A 19558-nucleotide genomic window follows, 5' to 3' on the forward strand; every position below is an offset into this window, starting at 1 on the left:
TCACTCCACCCCCATCAGCAGCACGGCGTCGGTTTGGCCGCCCGCGTAACTCGTCACTTCGACCTCGGGATGCTCCAGGCGCAGCTGATCGGCCAGCTCACCGGGCAGCCGGACCGGCGCGTCCTGCCCGGTCAGCACGGTGACGAGCTCGCCGCCGAGGGCCAGCATCCGGTTCAGCACGCCGACCGCCGCCGCGACCAGGCTCGTCTCCGAGGCGGGCGCGGGCTCGATCAGCACGACCTCGCCGTCGACGAGACCGACGACGTCACCGGCCTGCGCCCGGCCCACCCAGGTTAGCGACTCCTCCTGCGCGATCCTCAGTTCGCCACGCCTCGTGGCGGCGGCCGCTTCGGCCATCGCGACCACGTCGTCGTTGGTGCGGCGGTCCTGGTCGTGGACGGCCAGTGCGGCGAGCACCTGGACGGGTGACACGCACGGGATGACGACGACGTCGCGGTCAGCGGCCATCGCGTGACTCGCGGCCGCGTCGGCCGCCGCGGTCAGCTCCTGGCCGCCGGGAAGGACGGTGACGTGATGCCCGGCGGCCTCGTTGATCAGGCCCAGCATCTCCTCGACCGTCGGCTGGACCCCATGCGGGACCGAAAGCACCGCGACCCCCTCCGCGCGGAGGAGTTCGGCCAGCGGCCCGCCGTGGACCACGGCGACCACCGAACGGTCGATCCCGCCGCCGACCTCGACCGGGGTGGGCGTGATCAGCGGCTCGACCCGGACCCGGCGCGGGCGGCCGAGCTCGATCCCGGCCTCCAGCGCCGCGCCGATGTCCGCGCAATGGACGTGGACGGCATACGCGCCGGCGCCGTCCCCGGCGACCGTGACGCTGTCGCCGAGGCCGCTGAGGGTCTTGCGAAGCCCGGGAAGACTGGTTTCGTCGACGCCGTCCAGCAGGTACATGACCTCCCAGGCCGTCGGCGCGTCGATCGTCGCGTGATGGTGATGTGCCTCGAGCGGGTGCTCCGGCTCCGTGAGGCCGCCGGAGATCACGCCGGAAAGAGCGTCGAGGACCGCGACGAGACCGCGGGCGCCCGCGTCGACCACGCCGGCCACCGCCAGAACCGGCAGTTGCTTCGGGGTCTCTTCGAGGGCTTCGGCGGCGACGCTCGCGGCCGCGGCGGCCACCTCTTCGAGTGACCCTGTCGCGTCACGGACGGCGGCGGCGACGGTGTGGAGGACGGTCAGGATGGTCCCGGCCACCGGGCGGCTCACCGCGCCCGTGGCGGCCCTGTCCGCGCACCCGAGCGCCTCGGCGAGCCCGGGCCCATCGATCTCCCTGGCGGCCGCCGACTCGGCGATCCCGCGCACGACCTGCGACATGATCACGCCCGAGTTGCCCTTGGCCGCGGCGACCGCGCCCTTGGCGAACGCCGACAGCGCCTCGGCGGCCGTCGCGGGCTCGGCCTCCGCCAGCGCGTCACGGGCCGCGGTCATGGTGAACAGCAGGTTGGAGCCGGTGTCGGAGTCGGCGACCGGGTAGACGTTGATGCCGTCGATCGCCGGCCGGAGCACCGCCAAGCTGTGCACACAGGCCGCCGACCAGGCCGACACCGCCGCCACGTCCAGCACCCGCACCCCGTAACCTCCTAGCTGTTCCAGCGAGGGTATCGACCCGGTGCCGGAGGGCTCTGAGCCACTGGTTACTATGGTCGAGTTGCCCAGCATGCTGGGCGCATCATTCTTTGTCCCAGATCCAGAGGAGTTCGACGTGGCTGCCGTGTGCGACGTCTGTGGCAAGGGACCGGGCTTTGGCAAGTCGGTCTCGCACTCCCACCGGCGTACCAACCGCCGGTGGAACCCGAACATCCAGACCGTTCACGCCAAGATCGGTCTGTCCCAGCGCAAGCGCCTGAACGCCTGCACCTCGTGCATCAAGGCGGGCAAGGTCGTTCGCGGCTGAGCCGGGTTTTTGGGGAATGGCGGGTGCTCTTCGGAGCACCCGCCATTTTTTATGGGACCGGGCCGGGCTTCTCAGGCGGGCCGTTCCGTGAAGGCCTCCTTCCCGAGTACATGAAGGACCCCTTCCTTGCGCCTAGGTACAGGAAGGGGTCCTTCATGTACTCGGGAGCGGCCACCCCAGCCCAGGACGTAGTGAAGGCCTCCATCCCTACCCTCAAGGTAGCGAAGGAGGCCTTCACGGACTCCGGCGAAACCTCAGGAGTCACACCGGTCACTGCTCTCACTGCTGTCACCGAAGCGCGTGAAGGGGGCCTTCACGCGCAACACAAAAATCAGGGGAGCTTCCAGTCCACGGGACCGGCGCCCTGCTGCTCCAGCAGCTGGTTCGCCCGGCTGAAGGGCCGCGAGCCGAAGAAGCCGGCGTGCGCCGAAAGCGGGCTCGGGTGCGCCGACTCGATGCACGGCACCTGCCCCAGCATCGGCTTCAGGTTCCGCGCGTTGCGGCCCCACAGGATCGCCACCATCGGCTCGTCCCGGGCGGCGAGGGCCTTGATGGCCTGCTCGGTGACCGCTTCCCAGCCCTTGCCCTGGTGCGAGTTCGACTTCCCGGGCTGCACCGTCAGCGACCTGTTGAGCAGCAGCACCCCTTGGTCGGCCCACGGCGTCAGGTCGCCGTTCGACGGCAGCGGGTGCCCGAGGTCCTCGCAGTACTCCTTGTAGATGTTGATCAGGCTCTTCGGGATCGGCCGGACGTCCGGCGCCACCGAGAAGCTCAGCCCGACGGCGTGCCCGGGCGTCGGGTACGGGTCCTGGCCGACGATCAGCACCCGCACGTCGTGGAACGGCTGCTGGAAAGCCCGCAGCACGTGTTCACCCGCCGGGAGATAGGTCCGGCCCGCGGCGATCTCCGCGCGGAGGAATTCCCCCATCGCGGCGACCTGCGGCGCCACCGGTTCGAGGGCCTGCGCCCAGCCTGCTTCGACGATGTCCTGCAGCGGTCGTGCGGTCACGGCGTGCGAGCTTACTCACGTCCGTCGAGTCGCCGGAGTTCGACCCGGAACCGCGCCGCACGCTCGACGTAACCGTCGACGACCAGCTTGATCTTGTCCGGCCCGAACGACGTGTTCGGCCGCGTCTTCGCCGGGACGCCGAGCGCGATGTGCCCACTGTCCACATAGGACCCATAGGAGAGGACGGCGCCCGCGCCGACCATTCCGCCGTCCTCGACGACGGTTCCGTTCAGTACCACCGCTCCCGACGCGATCAAGCAACCCTCGCCGATGCGCGCGCCTTCGATGTGCACCGAATGCCCGACGGCGGAGGATTTCCCGATGATCGTCGGCTCCTTGCGGGTGCAGTGCAGGACGCAGCCGTCCTGGACGTTGGACCGCTCGCCGATCTCGATGTGGCCGTGGTCGCCGCGCAGCACGGTCTGCGGCCACACCGACGCGAACGCCGCGATCCGGACGTCGCCGATGACCGTCGCGTCGGGGTGGACGTAGGCGTCCGGGTGGATCGACGGTTCGAGGTCGCCCAGCGCGTAGATCGGCATGCGTTCTCCTAGACCAGCGGCTTGCCGAAGCAGATGCTCTCCGGTTCGTCCTTGTAGTACCCGAAACCCGGGATTTCCCGGTACCCCGCCGACAAGTACAGCGCGATGGCTTCCGGCTGCTTGTCACCGGTCTCCAGCACCATACGCAGCCGCCCGGCCTCGGCGGCCGTCCGCTCCAGGTCGGCGAGGATCGCTCTCGCCAACCCGCGGCCTCGCGCCGAAGCCATCACGAACATGCGCTTGATTTCGGCATCGCCCGGCAGCAACGGGTCCGGCCCGTCGTGCGCCCGCCAGGCGCCGCACGCGACCGGGGCGTCGTCGAGGTAGGCGGCCATGAACAGCCCCCTCGGCGGGGCGAACTGCGCCGCGTCCATCGGTGTCTCGTCTTCGCTGCCGTACCGGGCGGCCAGTTCGAGCTGCGCTTCGGCCAGCAGCTTCACCGCGTCGGGGTGGTCGTAGGCCAGCACACGAAGGTCCATGGGCGCGAGATTAGCGAGAAGACTCGCCGATCCCCAAAGTAGATTGCGTCCATGTCGATCGAGACGTCCCTGCGCCAGGCACGGAATTCCGCCGCGTTCTGGGCCGCGACCGGCCGGTCCCGCGGCCACGAGGTGATCCGCCGCCGCGGCTTTCTCGCCGTCGCCGGTGACGAGCGCGCCGGACTGCGCGTCCTGATCCAGGAGCCCGGCCTCACCGCCGAGGAGCTGGCGGAGATCACCGAGCTCGCCGCGCGGGCGACGGGGCCGGTGGAGGCCGAGGATCCCTTCAGCGTCACCGATCTGAACCATCTCGGCGACCTGCGCAGCTGGCAGATGCCCGTCATGCTCCGCCCACCCGCCCCGGTCGCCGAACCCGCGATGGAGGTGGTCCGGGTACGCGAGGAGGCCGATCTGCGGGCGGCCGAACGCGCGGTGCTCGAAGGTTTCGAACTCGCGCGGTTCCGGCCGGGTGAGATGTTCCCCATGGCCATCCTCGACCAGCCGGGCGTCGCCGTGTTCGTCGCGCGGCTCGACGGCGAGGTCGCCGGGGCGTGCGTCACCGTCGTCGAAGACGGCTACGGCAGCCACTACTGGGTCGGCACGCCGGACGCCTTCCGCTCGCGCGGCGTGGGGCGAGCCGTGATGCTCGGCTCCCTCGCCCCGCTGGCGGAGCTGCCCGTCACCCTCACCGCGTCCCGGCTCGGCAGGCCGCTGTACGAATCCCTCGGTTTCACCGTCGCCGCGCCGTCGACCTGGTGGGCCTCACGCTCCTAGCGCCAGTGCTGCCAGCCGCTGTCGTGCCCGTACCGCTTCCCGTCCACCGTCACCCCCGAATCCGGCATGGTGACGACGCCGATCTCGGTCCAGCCCTCCGGCAGCTCGGCGAAGGACGGGAAGGTCGCCGCGAACGCGTGGTCCTCGCCGCCGGTGAGGACCCATTTCAGCGGGTCGGCGCCGAGCGCGGTGCCGACCTCGGTCAGCCTGCTCGACACGTCGAGGTCCGCCGTCCGCACGTCGATCCCGACGCCGGAGGCCTCGGCGATATGGCCGAGGTCGGACAGGAGCCCGTCGGACACGTCGATCATCGACGTCGCGCCGCCGTCGGCCGCTCGGATACCCGCCTCGTAGTCCGGTTCGGGGCAGCGCTGCGCGTTGACCACACTGACCGGTGAGCGGAACCCCCGCCCGAGCACGGCCAGCCCGGCGGCCGCCCAGCCGAGCCGCCCGCAGACCGCGACGACGTCGCCGGGACGCGCGCCGGACCGGGTCACCGGTTCCCTGCCGCCGAGGTCGCCGAGGGCGGTGACACTGATCACGATCTGATCGGCGCGCACCATGTCGCCGCCGACGATCCCGATCCCCGCGCGGTCGGCTTCGAGCCACATGCCCTGGGTGAGTTCGGTGACGAGCGACGTCGGCGTGTCCGAGGGACACGCGAATCCCATGAGGACGGACGTCGGGCGCGCGCCCATGGCGGCGATGTCGGTGAGGTTCACCGCGACCGCCTTGCGCCCCACCTGCTCGGCGCTGGACCAGTCGAGCCGGAAATGGACGCCCTGCACGAGGACGTCGGTGGACGCCACCGTCCGCCCGTCCGGGCTGGCCACGACGGCCGCGTCGTCCCCCGGTCCGAGCAGTGTCGTCTCCGGCTGTTTCCGGCCGGCGGTCACCGCCTCGATCAACCGGAATTCACCGGTCCCGGCGACCGTGCCGTCGTTCGGTGACACCCGTCACCTCCACTTTCCCTTGTCCGGACAAATAGCGATCACCGATAGTCGGAAGCCCTAGGTTTTTCCCGGGGCTGGCGATACGTTGCTACAACGTTCCTACCTTGAGCCGACTTTTACGAAGGGGCGCGCCGTGGTCCACGCATACATCCTCATCCAGACCGAGGTCGGCAAAGCAGCCGCGGTCGCCGCGGAGATCTCCACCATCCCCGGTGTCACCAGTTCGGAGGATGTCACCGGCCCGTACGACGTCATCGTCAAGGCCGCGGCCGACACCGTCGATCAGCTGGGTCAGCTCGTGGTCGCCAAGGTGCAGAACGTGGAGGGCATCACGCGGACGCTGACCTGCCCGGTCGTTCACTTGTGACAAGTGGTGTAGTTGACCGGTGGCTGACACGGACACCGGCGCACCGCCGAAACCCCTGCTGATCGCGGCCGCCTGCCTGGCGATCCTGCTCGTCGCGGGCGTGGCCGTCTTCGGGCTGACCCGCGGCGCGGATCCCGTCGCCCCCGCCGCCGACGGTCCGCTCCCGCTCGTCCCGGTCCCGGCGCCTCAATCGGGGTCACCCGAATGCGCGAAACTCATCGGCGCGCTCCCGCACGAACTCACGTCGTCCGGGAACACGCTGGTCCGGCGGAAGCTGGCCGATCCCGCCCCCGAGGCGACGGTCGGCTGGGGCACCGGCGACCCGGTGGTCCTGCGGTGCGGCCTCGGCAAGCCGCCGGAACTCACCCGGACCTCGCAGCTGCGGACGATCAACGGCGTCCAGTGGCTGCAGGTCGAGGGTGAGGGAACCGCGACGTGGTTCGTGGTGGACCGTCCCGTCTACACGGCGCTCACCGTGCCGGTCACCGCGGGGACCGGGCCGCTCCAGACCGTTTCCGAGGTCATCGCCGCCAATCTCCCCGCGGTGCCGCTGCGGTTCTGAGCGTTCAGGGCAGGAGCAGGCTCTTGCCGGTGTATCGCCGCGCCTCGATGTCCGAGTGCGCGGCGGACGCTTCCGCCAGCGGGTACGTCCGGCCGATGACCGGCGTCAGCTTCCCGTCGGCAGCCTGCCGCAGCACTTCCCGCACCCGGCGCGGGTTGTCGGGCCAGAACCCGACCAGCTGCGCCATGTCCACAACGGACAGCCGGGCGCGGTGGGCGTCGCCGATCACGGTCTCCGCGCCGCTGGACATGCCGTAGCCGGAGAAGCGGCCGCCGTTCCTCAGCAACGCCAGCGAGGCGGCGCCGAGTTCTCCGCCGACGCCGTCGAAGACCACGTCCAGCCGGTGGCCGCCGGTGAGGGCGAGGACCTCTCCCGTCCAGTCCGCCGCCGAGTAGTCGACCGGCTCGGCCCCCAGTTTCCGCGCGATCGCCGCCTTTTCGTCGCCGCGGACCGCCGCGAAGACGGTCGCGCCCGCCGCGCGGGCGAGCTGCACCAGAACGCTGCCGAGCCCGCCGACCCCCGGCGCCACCAGGATCCGTTCCCCGGCCGCGACCGGGGTCTTCTCCAGCAACGCCAACGCGGTGCTGCCGTCGTCGAACAGGGCCACCGCGTGCCGGGGATCCAGCCCGTCCGGAATGGGGAACGTGTCGTCCGGCAGCGCGACGACCGTGTCCGCGTATCCCCCGCCGTACCCGCCGGGCGCGTGGGTGAGGACCTGCTTCCCCAGCCAGGTTTCGTCGACTCCGGCCCCCACCGCGTCGACGGTGCCCGCCACCGACCCGCCCGGTACGTACGGCGGCTCGACCGCGAACACGTCGGGACCTTCGCCTCGCCGGATGAGGGCGTCGAGCCAGCCGACGCCTGCCGCCGTCACCGCGACGCGGAGCTCGCCCTCCGCAGGTTCGGGGGTCGGCACCTCGACCTGCTCCAGGACTCCGGGATCACCGAACCGGGACACTCTGATCTCACGCATGATCGCAAGCTATGACCTCCAGTTCGCTTGAGGTCAAGCGAGCACGGCGATCAGCGGTTTGAGCGCGGAGTGCAGCGCCTCGCGCGAGCAGCCCGCGTAGCCGATGAGGTTCCCGAACACCGTCGGCGTCCCGGCGAAATGCCGGGCCAGCCCGTCGAGCCGGATCCCGGCGCGTTCCGCCGCCGCCATCCGCGCCGCCTCGTCGGCGGCCGAGCCGCACGGGACGACCAGATGCGCGCCCGCGTCGTCGCCGAGCACCGGGATGCCCGCCGACGTCAGCGCGGCCGAAACCAGGGACCGGCGCTCCGACAGTTCCCGCCGGAGCTTCCGCAGATGCCGCCCCAGATCGCCGTGCCGCGCCAGTTCGGCGAGCACCCGCTGCCCCGCGGGCGAAGGTCGCGTCCCGGTCGCTTCGCGGTACTCCAGTACCGCCGACGCGACCTGGGACGGCGCGACCATCCAGCCCGCGCCCAGCGCCGGCGTGAGGATCTTGCTCGTGGTCCCGAGATGCGCGACGACGTCGGGCGCGAGCGCGGCCAGCAGCGGCAGCGGCGCGACGTCGAACCGCAGCTCGCCGTCGTAGTCGTCCTCGATCACCAGCATGCCGTTGGCGCGGGCGAGTTCGACCAGCTCGACGCGGCGCGACGCGCTCATCCGGCTGCCGAGCGGGTACTGGTGCGCGGGCGAGCAGTACACCGCGCGCACGTCGGCGGGGACGGCGTCCGGGCGCAGGCCCTCTTCGTCGACCGGGACGGGCACGACCTCCATCCCCGCGCGCCGGAACGCCTGCACCGCACGCTGGTAACCCGGCTCCTCGATCGCGACCCGGTCGCCGCGCGAGAGCATCGCACCCGCGAGTTCGATCACTGCGGCCGTCGTCCCGCCGGTCGCGAGGACCGTTCCGGCGGCGAGGCCGCGGTGCCGCAGCAGATGCTCGGACACGGCGTCCCGGTACGCGGGCAGACCGGCCCTGTCCTCGCGATAGGTCGGACGCGGATCGGCGGCGGCCCGCCACGCGCGGCGCCAGGCGGCCTTCTCGATGCCGTCGGCCCATGGGACGCCCGGGGTGAGGTCGACCAGCGTGGGCGGCGTGGCGGGGGTGCCCGGCGCTGGCCCTTTCGACGGCCTGTCCGCGGGCGGCGTGGTGGTGACGTAGGTGCCGGAGCCATGACGGCCGGCGATCCAGCCCTCCGCGTGAAGCTGTTCGTACGCCGCCGACGTCACCGTGCGGCTGACGCCGAGACGGCTCGCGAGCGCCCTGGTCGAGGGCAGCCTGTCGCCGCCGCGCAGATGCCCGTCGCCCGCGGCCGCGCGCAACGCGTCGGCCAGCTGGACCGCGAGCGGGACGAGCGAATCGCGGTCGAGGCTGACCGGCAGAGCGGTGTCGGACATGATGTACTCCGCACTTCCGAAGTGGCCTTCTCAAGTATAGGAGAATTGGACGTTATTACAGGCCACTCTCCCGGGTGAGACTACTCGCATGTCCACGCCGCTCTCTCCCACCGACCGGACCACCCTCGGCCGCAAGAAGAACCGCGCCCTCACCGACCGCTCGGCGCTGTACTCGGTGCTCGACGAAGGCCTGATCTGCCACCTCGGTGTCGTGCGCGACGGCGTCCCGCTGGTCATCCCGACCGGCTACGGACGCGACGGCAACACGCTCTACCTGCACGGATCGACCGGCGCGAGGAGTATGCGCGACTCCGACGGCGTCGAGGTCTGTGTCACGGTGACCCTGCTCGACGGCATCGTCTACGCGCGCTCGGTCAACAACCACTCGATGAACTACCGCAGCGCGGTGATCCTGGGCAAGGCTGCCGCGGTCACCGATCGCGAACGCAAGATGCACGGCCTCCGCGTGCTGACCGACCACCTCGCGCCCGGTTCGTGGGAGCACGCGAGGGACGTCAACGCGAAGGAGTTCGCGTCCGTTTCGGTGCTGGAGCTGGACCTCACCGAGGCCTCGGTGAAGATGCGCGGCGAGGGCCCCGACGATCCCGAGGACGAGGTCGCGGCCGATCTCTCGTGGGCGGGGGTGCTGCCGGTGCGGACCGTGTTCGGTGAACCGGAGCCGTCGGCGGATCTCGTCAGTGACTGGACGGTGCCGGACCACGTGAAGCGGCGGGTCGGGTAGCGGACCTCGGCAGCCCGTGCCCAGTGCGGTTCCTGGCCGGCTGGGTTGCGAAAGCCACTTTCGCAACGTTGAAGGTTGCGAAAGTGGCTTTCGCAACGTCACGAGGTCCAGCACCGGTGATCTCGCGTGAGTGAACGGACGACACGTGTGATCAGAGGGACGACACGACCGCACCCTTGGGCATGACACCCGGGAGATGAACTCAGCGGCGCCTCGGCAGCCGCACGGTGAACGTCGTCGTCCCCGGCACGCTTTCGACCTCGATCGTCCCGCCGTGCGCCGAAACCAGCGAGAGCACCACCGAAAGCCCGAGCCCGGTCCCGCCGTTGCCACGCGTGCGGGCGGTGTCGACCCGGTAGAACCGGTCGAAGATCCGCTCCCGCGCCTCCGGCGGGATCCCGGGCCCGGCGTCGCTCACCCGCAGGACGACCTCCGAGTCCGAAGCCGCAGCCGACAACGTCACCGGGGTCCCTGGCGGCGTGTGCACCGCGGCGTTGGCGAGCAGATTGTCCAGCACCTGCCGCAGCCGCACCGGATCCGCTTGCAGGACGACACCTTCCGGGAGCGCGCCGATACTCAGCGGATGCTCCGGGCGGCCGGCGGCGAAGGCCTCCCCCGCGTCGGTGATCAGCTCGGCGACATCGACGTCGACCAGCCGCAGCGGCGCCTCGGTCTCCGGCGCGTCGAGGCGCGCGAGGAGCAGGAGGTCGTCGACGAGCACGCTCATCCGCTGCGTCTCTTCCCGGATCTTCGACAGATGCGCCTCACGTTCGGCGGGTTCGTTCGCCGCGGCATAGCGGAAAAGCTCGGCGTAGCCCCGGATCGACGTCAGCGGCGTGCGCAGTTCGTGGGAGGCGTCGGCGATGAAGCGCCGGAGCCGCTCGTTCGCCTCCCGGCGCGCGACCAGCGAGGAATCGAGGTGCGCCAGCATCACGTTGAACGCCGTCCGCAGTTCCTCGACCTCGGCACCGCCGCCGCTCGCCTGCGCGCGCACCGGGAGATCGGCGTTCGCGGTGAGGTCGTGCGACGCGATGTCGTGCGCGGTCCCGGCCATGTCGCTCAGCGGCCTCAGCCCGCGCCGCAGCACCAGCCGTCCGGCGATCACCAGCACCGCCAGCGCCAGCAGGAACGCGACGACCTCGACCATGATCAGCTGGCTGACCGTCCGGTCCAGATCGGCCTGCGGCGCGGCGCTGACCAGCACGATGTTCTGCGCCGGTTCGATCGGGCAGGCCCGGACCCGGTAGGTGCCCTTGTCCTCGATGTAGACGGTGCGCAGGACTTCGGTCCGCGTCGCGTCCTCGGCGACCTTTTCGAGCGCCTTCGTGTCCGGCGGCAGGGAACCGCCCGCCTGCGGCAGCGCGTCGCCGTCCCGCACCGCGAAAACGGCGGAGAACCAGCCGTAGGCCTGCTGCGGTTTCCCGCCGTGCGTGGTGCGCAGCGACGGCACCTGGCTGATCTGGGTCTTGGCGAGCTGTTCGTCGAGCCGGTCGTTGAGATAGCCCTTCATGATGCCGACCATCACGGTCCCGACGACGGCGAACACCACCAGCGCCAGCGCGCCGAGCCCGAGCGCCAGCCGCGTGCCGAGCCTCGATCGACGCCAGGCGTCGTACCACCGGCGCAGTACCTTCATCTCGCCGCCTGCCGGACGACATAGCCGACGCCGCGCACGGTGTGGATCAGCGGTTCGCCGCCCGCGTCGAGTTTGCGGCGCAGATGCGAGATGACGAGTTCGACCACATTGGACCGGCCGCCGAAGTCGTATTCCCAGACGTGGTCGAGGATCTGCGCCTTGGTCAGCACCGAAGGCGAACGCCGCATGAGATAGCGAAGCAGTTCGTACTCGGTGGGGGTCAGCTCGGCGGGTTTGCCGCCGCGGGCGACCTCGCGGGTGTCCTCGTTCAGGGTCAGATCACCCACCCGCAGGACCGCCGCCTTGGCCTGGTTGGTGCTCCGCCGCAGGACGGCGCGCAGCCGCGCCATCAGCTCCTCGACGGAGAACGGCTTCACGAGGTAGTCGTCGCCGCCGCGGGTGAGCCCGGCGACCCGGTCCGCGGTCGCGTCCTTCGCGGTGAGGAAGACCACCGGCACCGCGGTCCCGGACTCGCGGAGCTTGTCCAGCACGGTGAACCCGTCGATCCCGGGCAGCATCAGGTCGAGCACGACGATGTCGGGCCCGAATTCGGCGGCGCGCTCGAGCGCGGCCTCCCCCGATCCGGCGGTGACGGCCTGCCAGCCCTCGTAACGGGCGACGGTGGCCACCAGGTCGGCGATATGCGGCTCGTCGTCCACCACCAGCAGGCGGACGGGGTTCTCGGTGTTCACAAGGCCATCCTCCGTGAACGCGCGCGCGAGGGCGAGGCGGGAGCGCACACGACAGGAAGCCGACAGCTTCCGCCAAGAAAGGTCACAGGTTGGCCAAGCAGGCTCAGCACTTGAACCGGACCGGAAAGGACCACGTGTGACCACCATGACGCAGACCGCCGTGAGACCGCGCCCGGCGATCCGTCCCAGGATCGCCGCACGCGCCGGGCTCTTCACCTTCCTCGGGGCCAACGTGGCCGCCGTGACCACGCTCTTCTTCGCCGCCGGGCCGTCGGACAACGTGCTCATCGGCATCGGCAGGCTCGCCGGGCTGTACGGGGCGCTGACGATGGCGTTCCAGCTGCTGCTGGTCGCCCGGCTGCCGTGGCTCGACCGCCGCCTCGGCATGGACCGGCTCACCGGCTGGCACCGCTGGACCGGGTTCAGCCTGCTCTGGACGCTGCTCGCCCACTTCGTCTTCATCGTCTCCGGCTACGCGCAGGTCGAGGACAACGGCGTGGCCGACGAGTTCGTCACGATGGTGACCAAACTGGAGGGGATCCTGCGCGCGGTCGTCGCGTTCGCGCTCATCCTGCTCGTCGGCGCCGTTTCCGCCCGGTTCGCCCGGCGCCGTCTGGCGTACGAGACCTGGCATTTCCTCCACCTCTACACCTACGCCGCGGTCGTGCTGGCGTTCAGTCATCAGATCGCGCTGGGCGGATCGTTCGCGTCGTCGCCGGGGGCCCAGGTCTACTGGTGGGCGGTGTGGGGTGGCGCGCTCGGCTCCGTCGTCGCCGGCCGGGTGGTGCTGCCGCTGGCACGCAACCTGCGTCACCGGTTGAAGGTCGTCGCCGTCGTCCCCGAATCCCGCGACGTCGTCTCGGTGTACATCTCCGGCAAGCACCTCGACAAGATGCCCGCGCGGGCCGGCCAGTTCTTCCTGTGGCGCTTCATGACCCGGGATCGCTGGTGGCAGGCGAATCCGTTCTCGCTGTCGGCCGCGCCCGACGGCCGCACCCTGCGGCTGACCGCGAAGGCCGCCGGTGACGGCAGCGCGTCCCTGCGGTCGCTGAAGGTCGGCACCCGGGTGTTCGCCGAAGGCCCGTACGGCGCGTTCACCACGATGCACCAACAGAAACCGGACGCGTTGCTCGTCGCGGGCGGCGTCGGGATCACCCCGGTCCGCGCGCTGCTGGAGGAGATCTCCGGACATGTCGTGGTGCTCTACCGCGTCCGCGACGAACGCGACGCCGTCCTCCTGCCCGAGCTGATCGGGCTGGCGCGGGCGCGCGGCGCGGTCGTCCGGGTCCTCAGTGGACCGTCCGATCAGGCCGGTCCGGTCCTCGGCGCGCCCAACCTGCGGCGGATGGTGCCGGACATCACGGACCGGGACGTCTTCGTCTGCGGCCCGCCGGGGATGACCTCGGCGGCCCTGCGCAGCCTGCGGGAGCTGCGGGTGCCGTCCCGGCAGATCCACGCCGAACGCTTCAGCCTCGCCGCCTGATCCAGGGAGTCCCGATCATGAAGAAGACCATCGTCGCCGCCACGGTCGCCCTTTCTGCCGCCGGCTTCCTCGGTGTCTGGCTGTACGAACCCGGTCCGCTCGGCTCGGAGACCGTGGCCGTCGCCGCGCCCGCTCCGTCCACTGTGTCCACTCCGGACGGTGGAGCGTCCGAAGGCGCCGAGCGCACCGTCGACGGTTCGGTGGAGAGCAACCGGTACGGCACCGTCCAGGTGCGGCTGGTGATCTCGGCCGAGGACAAGATCGCCGAGGTGCGCCTGCTGCAACGGCCGACCAGCGGCCGCGGGGTCGCCGCCATCCCGATCCTGCAGGAGGAGACGCTGACCGCGCAGAGCGCCGACATCGACACCGTTTCCGGGGCGACGTCGACGAGCGAGTCGTACGTCAAATCGCTGCAGGCGGCGCTGGACGCCAGGTGAACCGGGTCGAACAGGTGATGGGGCTGCCGGTCTCGGTCGACGTCCGGGCGGGTGGTGACCTCGTCGACCGCGCGATCGACGGTGTTTTCGGCTGGCTGCGGGAAGTCGACGCGCGGTTCAGCCCGTTCAAGGCCGACAGTGAGGTGTGCCGCTACGACCGTGGCGAACTGGCGCCTTCGGAACTGAGCGACGACCTCCTGGAAGTCCTGTCACTGTGCGATCACTACGAACGGTTGTCCGGCGGGGCGTTCACCGCCCGGCTCCCCGGGCGGCGGCTCGATCCGAACGCGGTGGTGAAGGGCTGGGCGGTGCAGCGGGCGGCGTCCCTGTTGCTGGCCCAGGGCATGGACGTGTTCTGTCTCAACGCCGGCGGCGACGTCGTCACCGCCGGCGAACCGGAACCCGGCCGCGCCTGGCGGGTCGGCATCCGGCATCCCGAACGGCCCGGCGCGGTGTGCGCCGTGGTCGAATCGTCCGGCGGCGCCGTCGCGACTTCGGCGGAATACGAACGCGGCGCGCACATCCTGGACGGCAGGACCGGGCGCCCGCCCACCGGTCTGCTGAGCGTCACGGTCGCCGCCGACGACCTCGTCACCGCCGATTCCCTCGCCACGGCCGCTTTCGCCATGGGCACCGAGGGAATCGCCTGGGTCGCCTCGCAACCGGGGTGCCAGGTGCTGGTCATCGACGCGGAACGGCAGGTGCACCGGTCGCCGGGCCTGAGGCTGGCTTAAACCGTTGGCCGGGCTTCGCGGGCTCAGGCAGACTGCGGCGTCATGACCTCTGTCGTACAGAACTTCTTCTTCGACTGCGCCAACGCCTACGAACTGGGGCGCTTCTGGAGCGGCGTCGTCGGCAAGCCGATGCACGACGACGATCAGCCCGGTGACCCCGAAGCGATCATCGAGATGGACAACGGTGTCACCCTCTTCTTCGGGGAGGTCCCGGAACCGAAGACGGTGAAGAACCGGATCCACCTCTGCCTCACGCCGGACATCCCGCGCGATGAGGAAATGGAGCGTCTGCTCAAGCTCGGCGCGACCCTCCTGCACGACCGGCGCAACCCGGACGGCACCGGCTGGGTCGTCCTCGGTGACCCCGAAGGCAACGAATTCTGCGTGCTGCGCAGCGCCGCCGAAAAGGCCGCCACCGCATGACGGACTACCTGACCGTCAACCGGGCGAACTGGGACGAACGCGCTCCGGCACACGCCGCTTCGGCGGACTACGGCTACAAGAAGTTCGTCGCGGATCCCGCGCACCTCAGCGGCGTGGTCACCTTCGACCGGCCGCTGCTCGGCGACGTCTCCGGCGCCCGGGGAGTGCACCTGCAGTGCCATATCGGCACGGACACGCTTTCCCTGTCCCGCCTCGGCGCGCGGATGACCGGCCTCGACTTCTCCGCGCCCGCGCTGGAGATCGCGCGAGGGCTGGCCGCCGAGACCGGTGCGGAGATCGATTACCACGAGTCCGATGTGTACAGTGCCGCCGACGTGCTGGGCGCCGGGGAATTCGACCTCGTCTACACGGGAATCGGCGCGCTCTGCTGGCTGCCCGACATCGCCCGCTGGGGGCAGGTCGTCGGCGCGTTGCTGCGGCCGGGCGGGCGCCTGTTCATCCGGGACATGCACCCGATGCTGGGCACCCTCGACGAGACCCAACCGGTGATCACGCCGCGCTATCCGTACTTCGAGCAGGCCGAACCGCTGGTGTTCGACGAACCGGGGACCTATGTGGACACCGACGTCGCGTTCCAGCACAACCGGACGCACGAATGGAACCACGGGCTCGGCGAGATCGTCACTTCGCTGCTCGACGCGGGGCTGACCCTGACGCGGCTGGTGGAACACGACAGCGTGCCGTGGAACGCGCTGCCCGGGTTCATGACGCTGAACGAGGCGACCGAGGAATGGCGGCTGACCGAGGAGCCGCGGCGGCTGGCGGCGAGTTTCACGATCGAAGCCGTGAAGGCGCGTTGAGTGAGTGGTGTCGCGAAAGCCACTTTCGGGACGTCAGACGTCTCGAAAGTGGCTTTCGCAACCCCGGCCGGGTCTCGTGAGTGGTCAGGACGCTTAGAACCGTCCTGACCACTCACGAGTCTTTGGAAGAATGTCCTCATGAGCGTCTCTCCTGAGAAACGGCCCCTTGTCGCCGTCGCCGCCTTGGGCGGCACCATCTCGATGGTCCCCGGCGACGGTGAAGACCACGCCGTCCCCCGGCTCACCGCCGCCGACCTGCTCGGCGACCTGGTCGAGAACCTCGAGATGGACGTCCGCGCGGAGACGCTCGCGGGGATTTCCAGCGCCTCGATGGATTTCGCGACCCTGGTCAGGACGCGGGAGTGGGCGGCCAGGGCAGTCGACGAAGGCGCCGAAGGTGTCGTCGTGGTCCAGGGCACGGACACGCTCGAAGAGACCGCGTACTTCTTCGAACTGACGTGGGCTTCCGAGGCGCCGATCGTGATCACCGGCGCGATGCGCAACCCCAGCCTGCCCAGCGCCGACGGAGCGGGGAACCTGCTGGCCGCGCTGACCGTCGCCGCCGATCCCCGCAGCCGGGGCCGCGGCTCGCTGGTCGCGTTCAACGACGACGTCCACGCCGCGCGCTGGGTGCGCAAGACGCATTCGAGCCACGTCGAGGCGTTCTCCTCGAATCCCGCCGGGCCGCTCGCGCTGCTGAGCGAGGGCTTGGTGCACTACTTCCACCCGGTCGCCGCCCGCCCGGCGGCGTTGTCCTTGGAGAACGCGGACTTCTCCGGGCTGGTGCCGATCGTCGAGAGTGGTGTCGAGGACACCGGCGAACTCCTGGAAACGCTGGTCAAGGCCGGGGTGAAGGGCGTGGTGCTCGCCGCGAACGGCGCCGGGCACGTCTCCGCAGGGTCCGCCGAGGTGATCGAGCGGGTCCTGCCCGAGGTGCCGATCGTGGTCGCCGGCCGCACCGGCGCCGGGCCGACGTTCCGCGGTACCTACGGCTTCCGCGGTTCCGAAGCGGATCTGATCGCGATGGGCGCGACGATGGCGGGCTGGCTGGACCCGCGCAAATCCCGGCTCCTGCTGCACACCCTGCTCGCCACCGGCGCTTCGCGAGACCGCGTCGAGGCCGAATTCCGGCTTCGGGGCGACCTCACCTGACTCCGCATTCAGAGGACTAAATGCGGGTCGGGCCCGAGACGGGGTCCAGGTGGTACGGCCGCATCGCGCGGGGCCGGTGCCGGTAGACGTGCACGCTGACGGCGGGATCCGGGCCGTCGTTGCGCACTTCGTGGACGTAGCCGGGGCCGAAGACGCGAGACTGGCCTTCCGACAGTGAGTGCAGCTCGGTGACGGCCCGCCCGTCGACGGCGCGCCGGGCGACGGTCTCGCTCAGGTTCCCGCTGACGACGGTGAACGCGCCCGCGGCGAATTCGTGGTCGTGCAGGTCGGTGCGCTGGCCGGGCAGCCAGCTCATCAGCCAGATCTCCTGCAGTTCGTCCGCGTCGACGAGCGCGGAAAACCGCTCCTCGGGGTCGTACCGCAGCAGGTGCCGCCAGCGGTCACGGTCCGCGGCGAATTCGAGCGCGACGCGCACCGGGTGGCGCAGCGCGGGGTTTTCGGGAATGACGAGCGTGTTGGCCGGGACGGCGAACATGGAGATGTCCTCACAGAAGGAAGAAGGTGTCGAGCTGGGCCGGGGGCTGGTTCACCGACAACAGCGACACGACGCACACGAGACGGCGCCAAGACCGGAGAGGCCCCGCGACACAGTCATCCCACGTGCGAACATGCGCCCAGCGAACCAGCACCGAGCCCGCCGGTCAACCGATCCCACTCCGTGGACCGCGCCTCAGGACCACTCGTGCTTCTGCGACCGTCCGAGCAGCTCGGCTCCCGCGCGCCGCGGGTCGACCCCTTCGTGGCACACGCGGTGCATCGCGTCGGTGATCGGCATGTCGACACCGAGGCCCATCGCGAGTTCCCGGATCGACGTGCACGATTTGACGCCCTCAGCGACCTGGCCGCCGGTGGCCGCGAGCGCCTGCTCCAGTGTCTCGCCCCGGCCGAGCCGCTCACCGAAGGTCCGGTTCCGCGACAACGGCGACGAACAGGTCGCCACCAGGTCGCCGACGCCGGCGAGCCCGGCGAAGGTCAGCGGGTCGGCGCCCAGTTTCGCGCCGAGCCGGGCCATCTCGGCCAGCCCGCGGGTGATCAGGGTGGCCACGGTGTTCGCGCCCAGCCCGAGCCCGGCCGCCATCCCGCAGCTGAGCGCGATGACGTTCTTGCACGCCCCGCCCAGCTCGCAGCCGACGACGTCGGTGTTGGTGTACGGCCGGAAGTACTGGTTGAAGCTCGCCCGCTGGATCGCCTTGGCGTTGTCGTGGTCGGTGCAGGCCAGCACCGCCGCCGCCGGCTGCCCGAGCGCGATCTCCTTCGCCAGGTTCGGCCCGGAAACGACCACGATCTGCCCGGCGTCGACGCGGGCGATCTCGGCGATGACCTCGCTCATCCGCTTGAGCGTGCCCAGTTCGACGCCCTTCGCGAGACTCACCAGGATCGCGTCGGACGGCAGCAGACCGGACCACTCGGACAGATTGGTCCGCAACGTCTGGCTCGGCACCGCGAGCACCACGGCCTGCGCGCCGTCGAGGGCCTCGGCCGGGTCCGCTGTCGCGGTGATGCGCTCCGGCAGTTCGATATCGGGTAAATAGGACGAATTGCGGTGCCGTTCCCGGATGTCGGCCGCGACCTCGGGCCGCCGGGCCCAGATGGTCACGTCCCGCCCGGCGTCGCCGAGCACCTTCGCGAACGCCGTCCCCCACGATCCGGCGCCGAGCACGGTCACCCGCTGGACCTCGGCCATCAGGCGTCGTCCTCCGGCTTCTTCGCGGGCGGTTCCTCCTGGCGGATCTCCGCGAGCAGCGCGGTGATCTCGGTCATCATCAGATCGGTGACCTCGCGCAGCTTGGACGCGCTGCGGGTCGAACCGTTCTTGTAGGCGGAAAGATCCATCGGCTCGCCGACGAGGTGCGTGATCTTCTTGCGCGGGAACGGCGTGAACTTCTTCGTGTAGCCGTTGAAGATGTGGTTCGTGCCCCAGCGGGCGATCGGGATCACCGGGACGTCGGTCTCCAGCGCGAGCCGCGCGGCCCCGGTGAACGGCTTCTTCGGCCAGCCGTCCGGGTCCTTGGTGATCGTCCCCTCCGGATAGATCACGACGACCTTGCCGTCACGCAACGCCTGGTGGGCGGCCTTGAGGCTGTCGCCGGCGGCGGCCGAACCGCGGGAGACCGGGATCTGCCCGGCGCCGACGAAGATCTTGCCGAAGACCGGCGCCCTGGTCAGGCTCTCCTTGCCGAGGAACCGCGGCACCCGCTTCTGGCGGTGCACGAAGACCGCGTCCACCGCCGGGTCCATGTGGGACACGTGGTTGAGCAGGAGCAGCGCGCCGCCTTCGCGGGGGATCCGCTCGGCGTTGCGGTAGACCCGCTTGCCGATGGCCGTCGCCGGGTAGAACAGTGCGGCGGCGATGCCCACCCAGATGCCGCCCTTCTCACGCCGGGCCAATTCGTCCTCCTCGAAGTCACACGTGTCGTCCCAGGCCACTGATCCTGCCGCGCGCATCCGAGCGCG

The 19558-nt window shown here is 70.5% G+C and carries 23 protein-coding genes; 11 read left to right on the forward strand and 12 right to left on the reverse strand.

Going from position 1 to position 19558, the window contains the following annotated elements; all coding sequences use genetic code 11:
• Positions 1 to 1587 (reverse strand): DAK2 domain-containing protein, encoded by a 1587-nt coding sequence (locus tag DMH01_RS01745; RefSeq protein WP_125673365.1) that lies wholly within the window; start codon positions 1585 to 1587, stop codon positions 1 to 3.
• 133 nt (positions 1588 to 1720) lie between these two features.
• On the opposite strand from DMH01_RS01745, the gene rpmB reads away from it, so the two are divergent.
• Positions 1721 to 1912 (forward strand): 50S ribosomal protein L28, encoded by a 192-nt coding sequence (gene rpmB, locus DMH01_RS01750; protein ID WP_007031450.1) that lies wholly within the window; start codon positions 1721 to 1723, stop codon positions 1910 to 1912.
• 331 nt (positions 1913 to 2243) lie between these two features.
• On the opposite strand, the gene DMH01_RS01755 is transcribed toward rpmB, so the two are convergent.
• From DMH01_RS01755 to DMH01_RS01765, 3 genes are read right to left on the reverse strand one after another with little or no spacing between them, the layout of a single operon-like run.
• Complete coding sequence (locus DMH01_RS01755; protein WP_125673366.1) at positions 2244 to 2921, reverse strand: uracil-DNA glycosylase; 678 nt, start codon at positions 2919 to 2921, stop codon at positions 2244 to 2246.
• An 11-nt stretch (positions 2922 to 2932) separates the two neighbouring features.
• The gene (locus tag DMH01_RS01760) at positions 2933 to 3463 is read right to left on the reverse strand and encodes a gamma carbonic anhydrase family protein (RefSeq protein ID WP_125673367.1); all 531 of its coding nucleotides are present in this window, start codon (positions 3461 to 3463) and stop codon (positions 2933 to 2935) included.
• An 8-nt stretch (positions 3464 to 3471) separates the two neighbouring features.
• Complete coding sequence (locus DMH01_RS01765) at positions 3472 to 3942, reverse strand: GNAT family N-acetyltransferase (RefSeq protein WP_125673368.1); 471 nt, start codon at positions 3940 to 3942, stop codon at positions 3472 to 3474.
• Between the two features lie 51 nt (positions 3943 to 3993).
• On the opposite strand from DMH01_RS01765, the gene DMH01_RS01770 reads away from it, so the two are divergent.
• A complete protein-coding gene (locus DMH01_RS01770) occupies positions 3994 to 4716 on the forward strand; it encodes a GNAT family N-acetyltransferase (protein WP_125673369.1) in 723 nt (240 codons plus the stop codon).
• Here the strand turns inward: DMH01_RS01770 and DMH01_RS01775 are convergent.
• Complete coding sequence (locus DMH01_RS01775) at positions 4713 to 5669, reverse strand: thiamine-phosphate kinase (protein ID WP_034320373.1); 957 nt, start codon at positions 5667 to 5669, stop codon at positions 4713 to 4715. The genes DMH01_RS01770 and DMH01_RS01775 overlap by 4 nt on opposite strands.
• Positions 5670 to 5802: 133 nt before the next feature.
• Between DMH01_RS01775 and DMH01_RS01780 the strand changes: the two genes are divergently transcribed.
• Both DMH01_RS01780 and DMH01_RS01785 read left to right on the forward strand, forming a co-directional pair.
• The gene (locus tag DMH01_RS01780) at positions 5803 to 6036 is read left to right on the forward strand and encodes an Lrp/AsnC family transcriptional regulator (RefSeq protein ID WP_007031456.1); all 234 of its coding nucleotides are present in this window, start codon (positions 5803 to 5805) and stop codon (positions 6034 to 6036) included.
• 19 nt (positions 6037 to 6055) lie between these two features.
• Positions 6056 to 6598: a DUF3515 domain-containing protein gene (locus tag DMH01_RS01785; RefSeq protein WP_125673370.1), complete on the forward strand. Its 543-nt coding sequence runs from the start codon at positions 6056 to 6058 to the stop codon at positions 6596 to 6598.
• Between the two features lie 4 nt (positions 6599 to 6602).
• Here DMH01_RS01785 and DMH01_RS01790 read toward each other — a convergent pair whose 3' ends face one another.
• Entirely contained in the window at positions 6603 to 7571 is a 969-nt protein-coding gene (locus DMH01_RS01790; RefSeq protein WP_125673371.1) for a zinc-binding dehydrogenase, read from the reverse strand.
• A gap of 33 nt (positions 7572 to 7604) precedes the next feature.
• Positions 7605 to 8963 carry a PLP-dependent aminotransferase family protein gene (locus tag DMH01_RS01795; protein ID WP_125673372.1) on the reverse strand — a complete coding sequence of 453 codons (1359 nt, stop codon included), beginning with the start codon at positions 8961 to 8963 and terminating at the stop codon, positions 7605 to 7607.
• An 88-nt stretch (positions 8964 to 9051) separates the two neighbouring features.
• Here DMH01_RS01795 and DMH01_RS01800 point away from each other — a divergent pair, with 88 nt between their 5' ends.
• Complete coding sequence (locus DMH01_RS01800; protein WP_125673373.1) at positions 9052 to 9705, forward strand: pyridoxamine 5'-phosphate oxidase family protein; 654 nt, start codon at positions 9052 to 9054, stop codon at positions 9703 to 9705.
• Positions 9706 to 9907: 202 nt separating this feature from the next.
• Here DMH01_RS01800 and DMH01_RS01805 read toward each other — a convergent pair whose 3' ends face one another.
• On the reverse strand, positions 9908 to 11341 hold the full coding sequence (locus tag DMH01_RS01805; RefSeq protein ID WP_125673374.1) for a cell wall metabolism sensor histidine kinase WalK: 1434 nt from the start codon (positions 11339 to 11341) through the stop codon (positions 9908 to 9910).
• Positions 11338 to 12033 (reverse strand): response regulator transcription factor, encoded by a 696-nt coding sequence (locus DMH01_RS01810; protein ID WP_125673375.1) that lies wholly within the window; start codon positions 12031 to 12033, stop codon positions 11338 to 11340. The genes DMH01_RS01805 and DMH01_RS01810 overlap by 4 nt, the downstream gene beginning before the upstream one ends.
• A gap of 136 nt (positions 12034 to 12169) precedes the next feature.
• On the opposite strand from DMH01_RS01810, the gene DMH01_RS01815 reads away from it, so the two are divergent.
• The 6 genes from DMH01_RS01815 to DMH01_RS01840 all read left to right on the forward strand — a co-directional run bounded on the left by DMH01_RS01815 (position 12170) and on the right by DMH01_RS01840 (position 17083).
• A complete protein-coding gene (locus DMH01_RS01815; RefSeq protein ID WP_199745332.1) occupies positions 12170 to 13516 on the forward strand; it encodes a ferric reductase-like transmembrane domain-containing protein in 1347 nt (448 codons plus the stop codon).
• Positions 13517 to 13533: 17 nt separating this feature from the next.
• Positions 13534 to 13953, forward strand: coding sequence for an FMN-binding protein (locus tag DMH01_RS01820; RefSeq protein WP_125673376.1), 420 nt, complete (start codon positions 13534 to 13536; stop codon positions 13951 to 13953).
• Entirely contained in the window at positions 13950 to 14687 is a 738-nt protein-coding gene (locus DMH01_RS01825; RefSeq protein WP_125673377.1) for an FAD:protein FMN transferase, read from the forward strand. Before DMH01_RS01820 ends, DMH01_RS01825 begins: the two co-directional genes overlap by 4 nt.
• Before the next feature lie 42 nt (positions 14688 to 14729).
• Entirely contained in the window at positions 14730 to 15110 is a 381-nt protein-coding gene (locus DMH01_RS01830; RefSeq protein ID WP_125673378.1) for a VOC family protein, read from the forward strand.
• On the forward strand, positions 15107 to 15931 hold the full coding sequence (locus DMH01_RS01835) for a bifunctional 2-polyprenyl-6-hydroxyphenol methylase/3-demethylubiquinol 3-O-methyltransferase UbiG (RefSeq protein WP_125673379.1): 825 nt from the start codon (positions 15107 to 15109) through the stop codon (positions 15929 to 15931). The genes DMH01_RS01830 and DMH01_RS01835 overlap by 4 nt, the downstream gene beginning before the upstream one ends.
• 138 nt (positions 15932 to 16069) lie before the next feature.
• Positions 16070 to 17083 (forward strand): asparaginase, encoded by a 1014-nt coding sequence (locus DMH01_RS01840; protein WP_125673380.1) that lies wholly within the window; start codon positions 16070 to 16072, stop codon positions 17081 to 17083.
• A gap of 16 nt (positions 17084 to 17099) precedes the next feature.
• Here DMH01_RS01840 and DMH01_RS01845 read toward each other — a convergent pair whose 3' ends face one another.
• The 3 genes from DMH01_RS01845 to DMH01_RS01855 all read right to left on the reverse strand — a co-directional run bounded on the left by DMH01_RS01845 (position 17100) and on the right by DMH01_RS01855 (position 19531).
• Positions 17100 to 17579, reverse strand: a complete 480-nt coding sequence (locus DMH01_RS01845; protein WP_125673381.1) for a cysteine dioxygenase family protein — start codon at positions 17577 to 17579, stop codon at positions 17100 to 17102.
• Between the two features lie 195 nt (positions 17580 to 17774).
• On the reverse strand, positions 17775 to 18788 hold the full coding sequence (locus DMH01_RS01850) for an NAD(P)H-dependent glycerol-3-phosphate dehydrogenase (RefSeq protein WP_199745333.1): 1014 nt from the start codon (positions 18786 to 18788) through the stop codon (positions 17775 to 17777).
• Positions 18788 to 19531, reverse strand: a complete 744-nt coding sequence (locus tag DMH01_RS01855) for a 1-acyl-sn-glycerol-3-phosphate acyltransferase (RefSeq protein ID WP_199745334.1) — start codon at positions 19529 to 19531, stop codon at positions 18788 to 18790. The genes DMH01_RS01850 and DMH01_RS01855 overlap by 1 nt, the downstream gene beginning before the upstream one ends.
• Positions 19532 to 19558 lie beyond the last annotated feature (27 nt).

Source organism: Amycolatopsis sp. WAC 04182 (assembly GCF_003947465.1).
Classification (GTDB): domain Bacteria; phylum Actinomycetota; class Actinomycetes; order Mycobacteriales; family Pseudonocardiaceae; genus Amycolatopsis.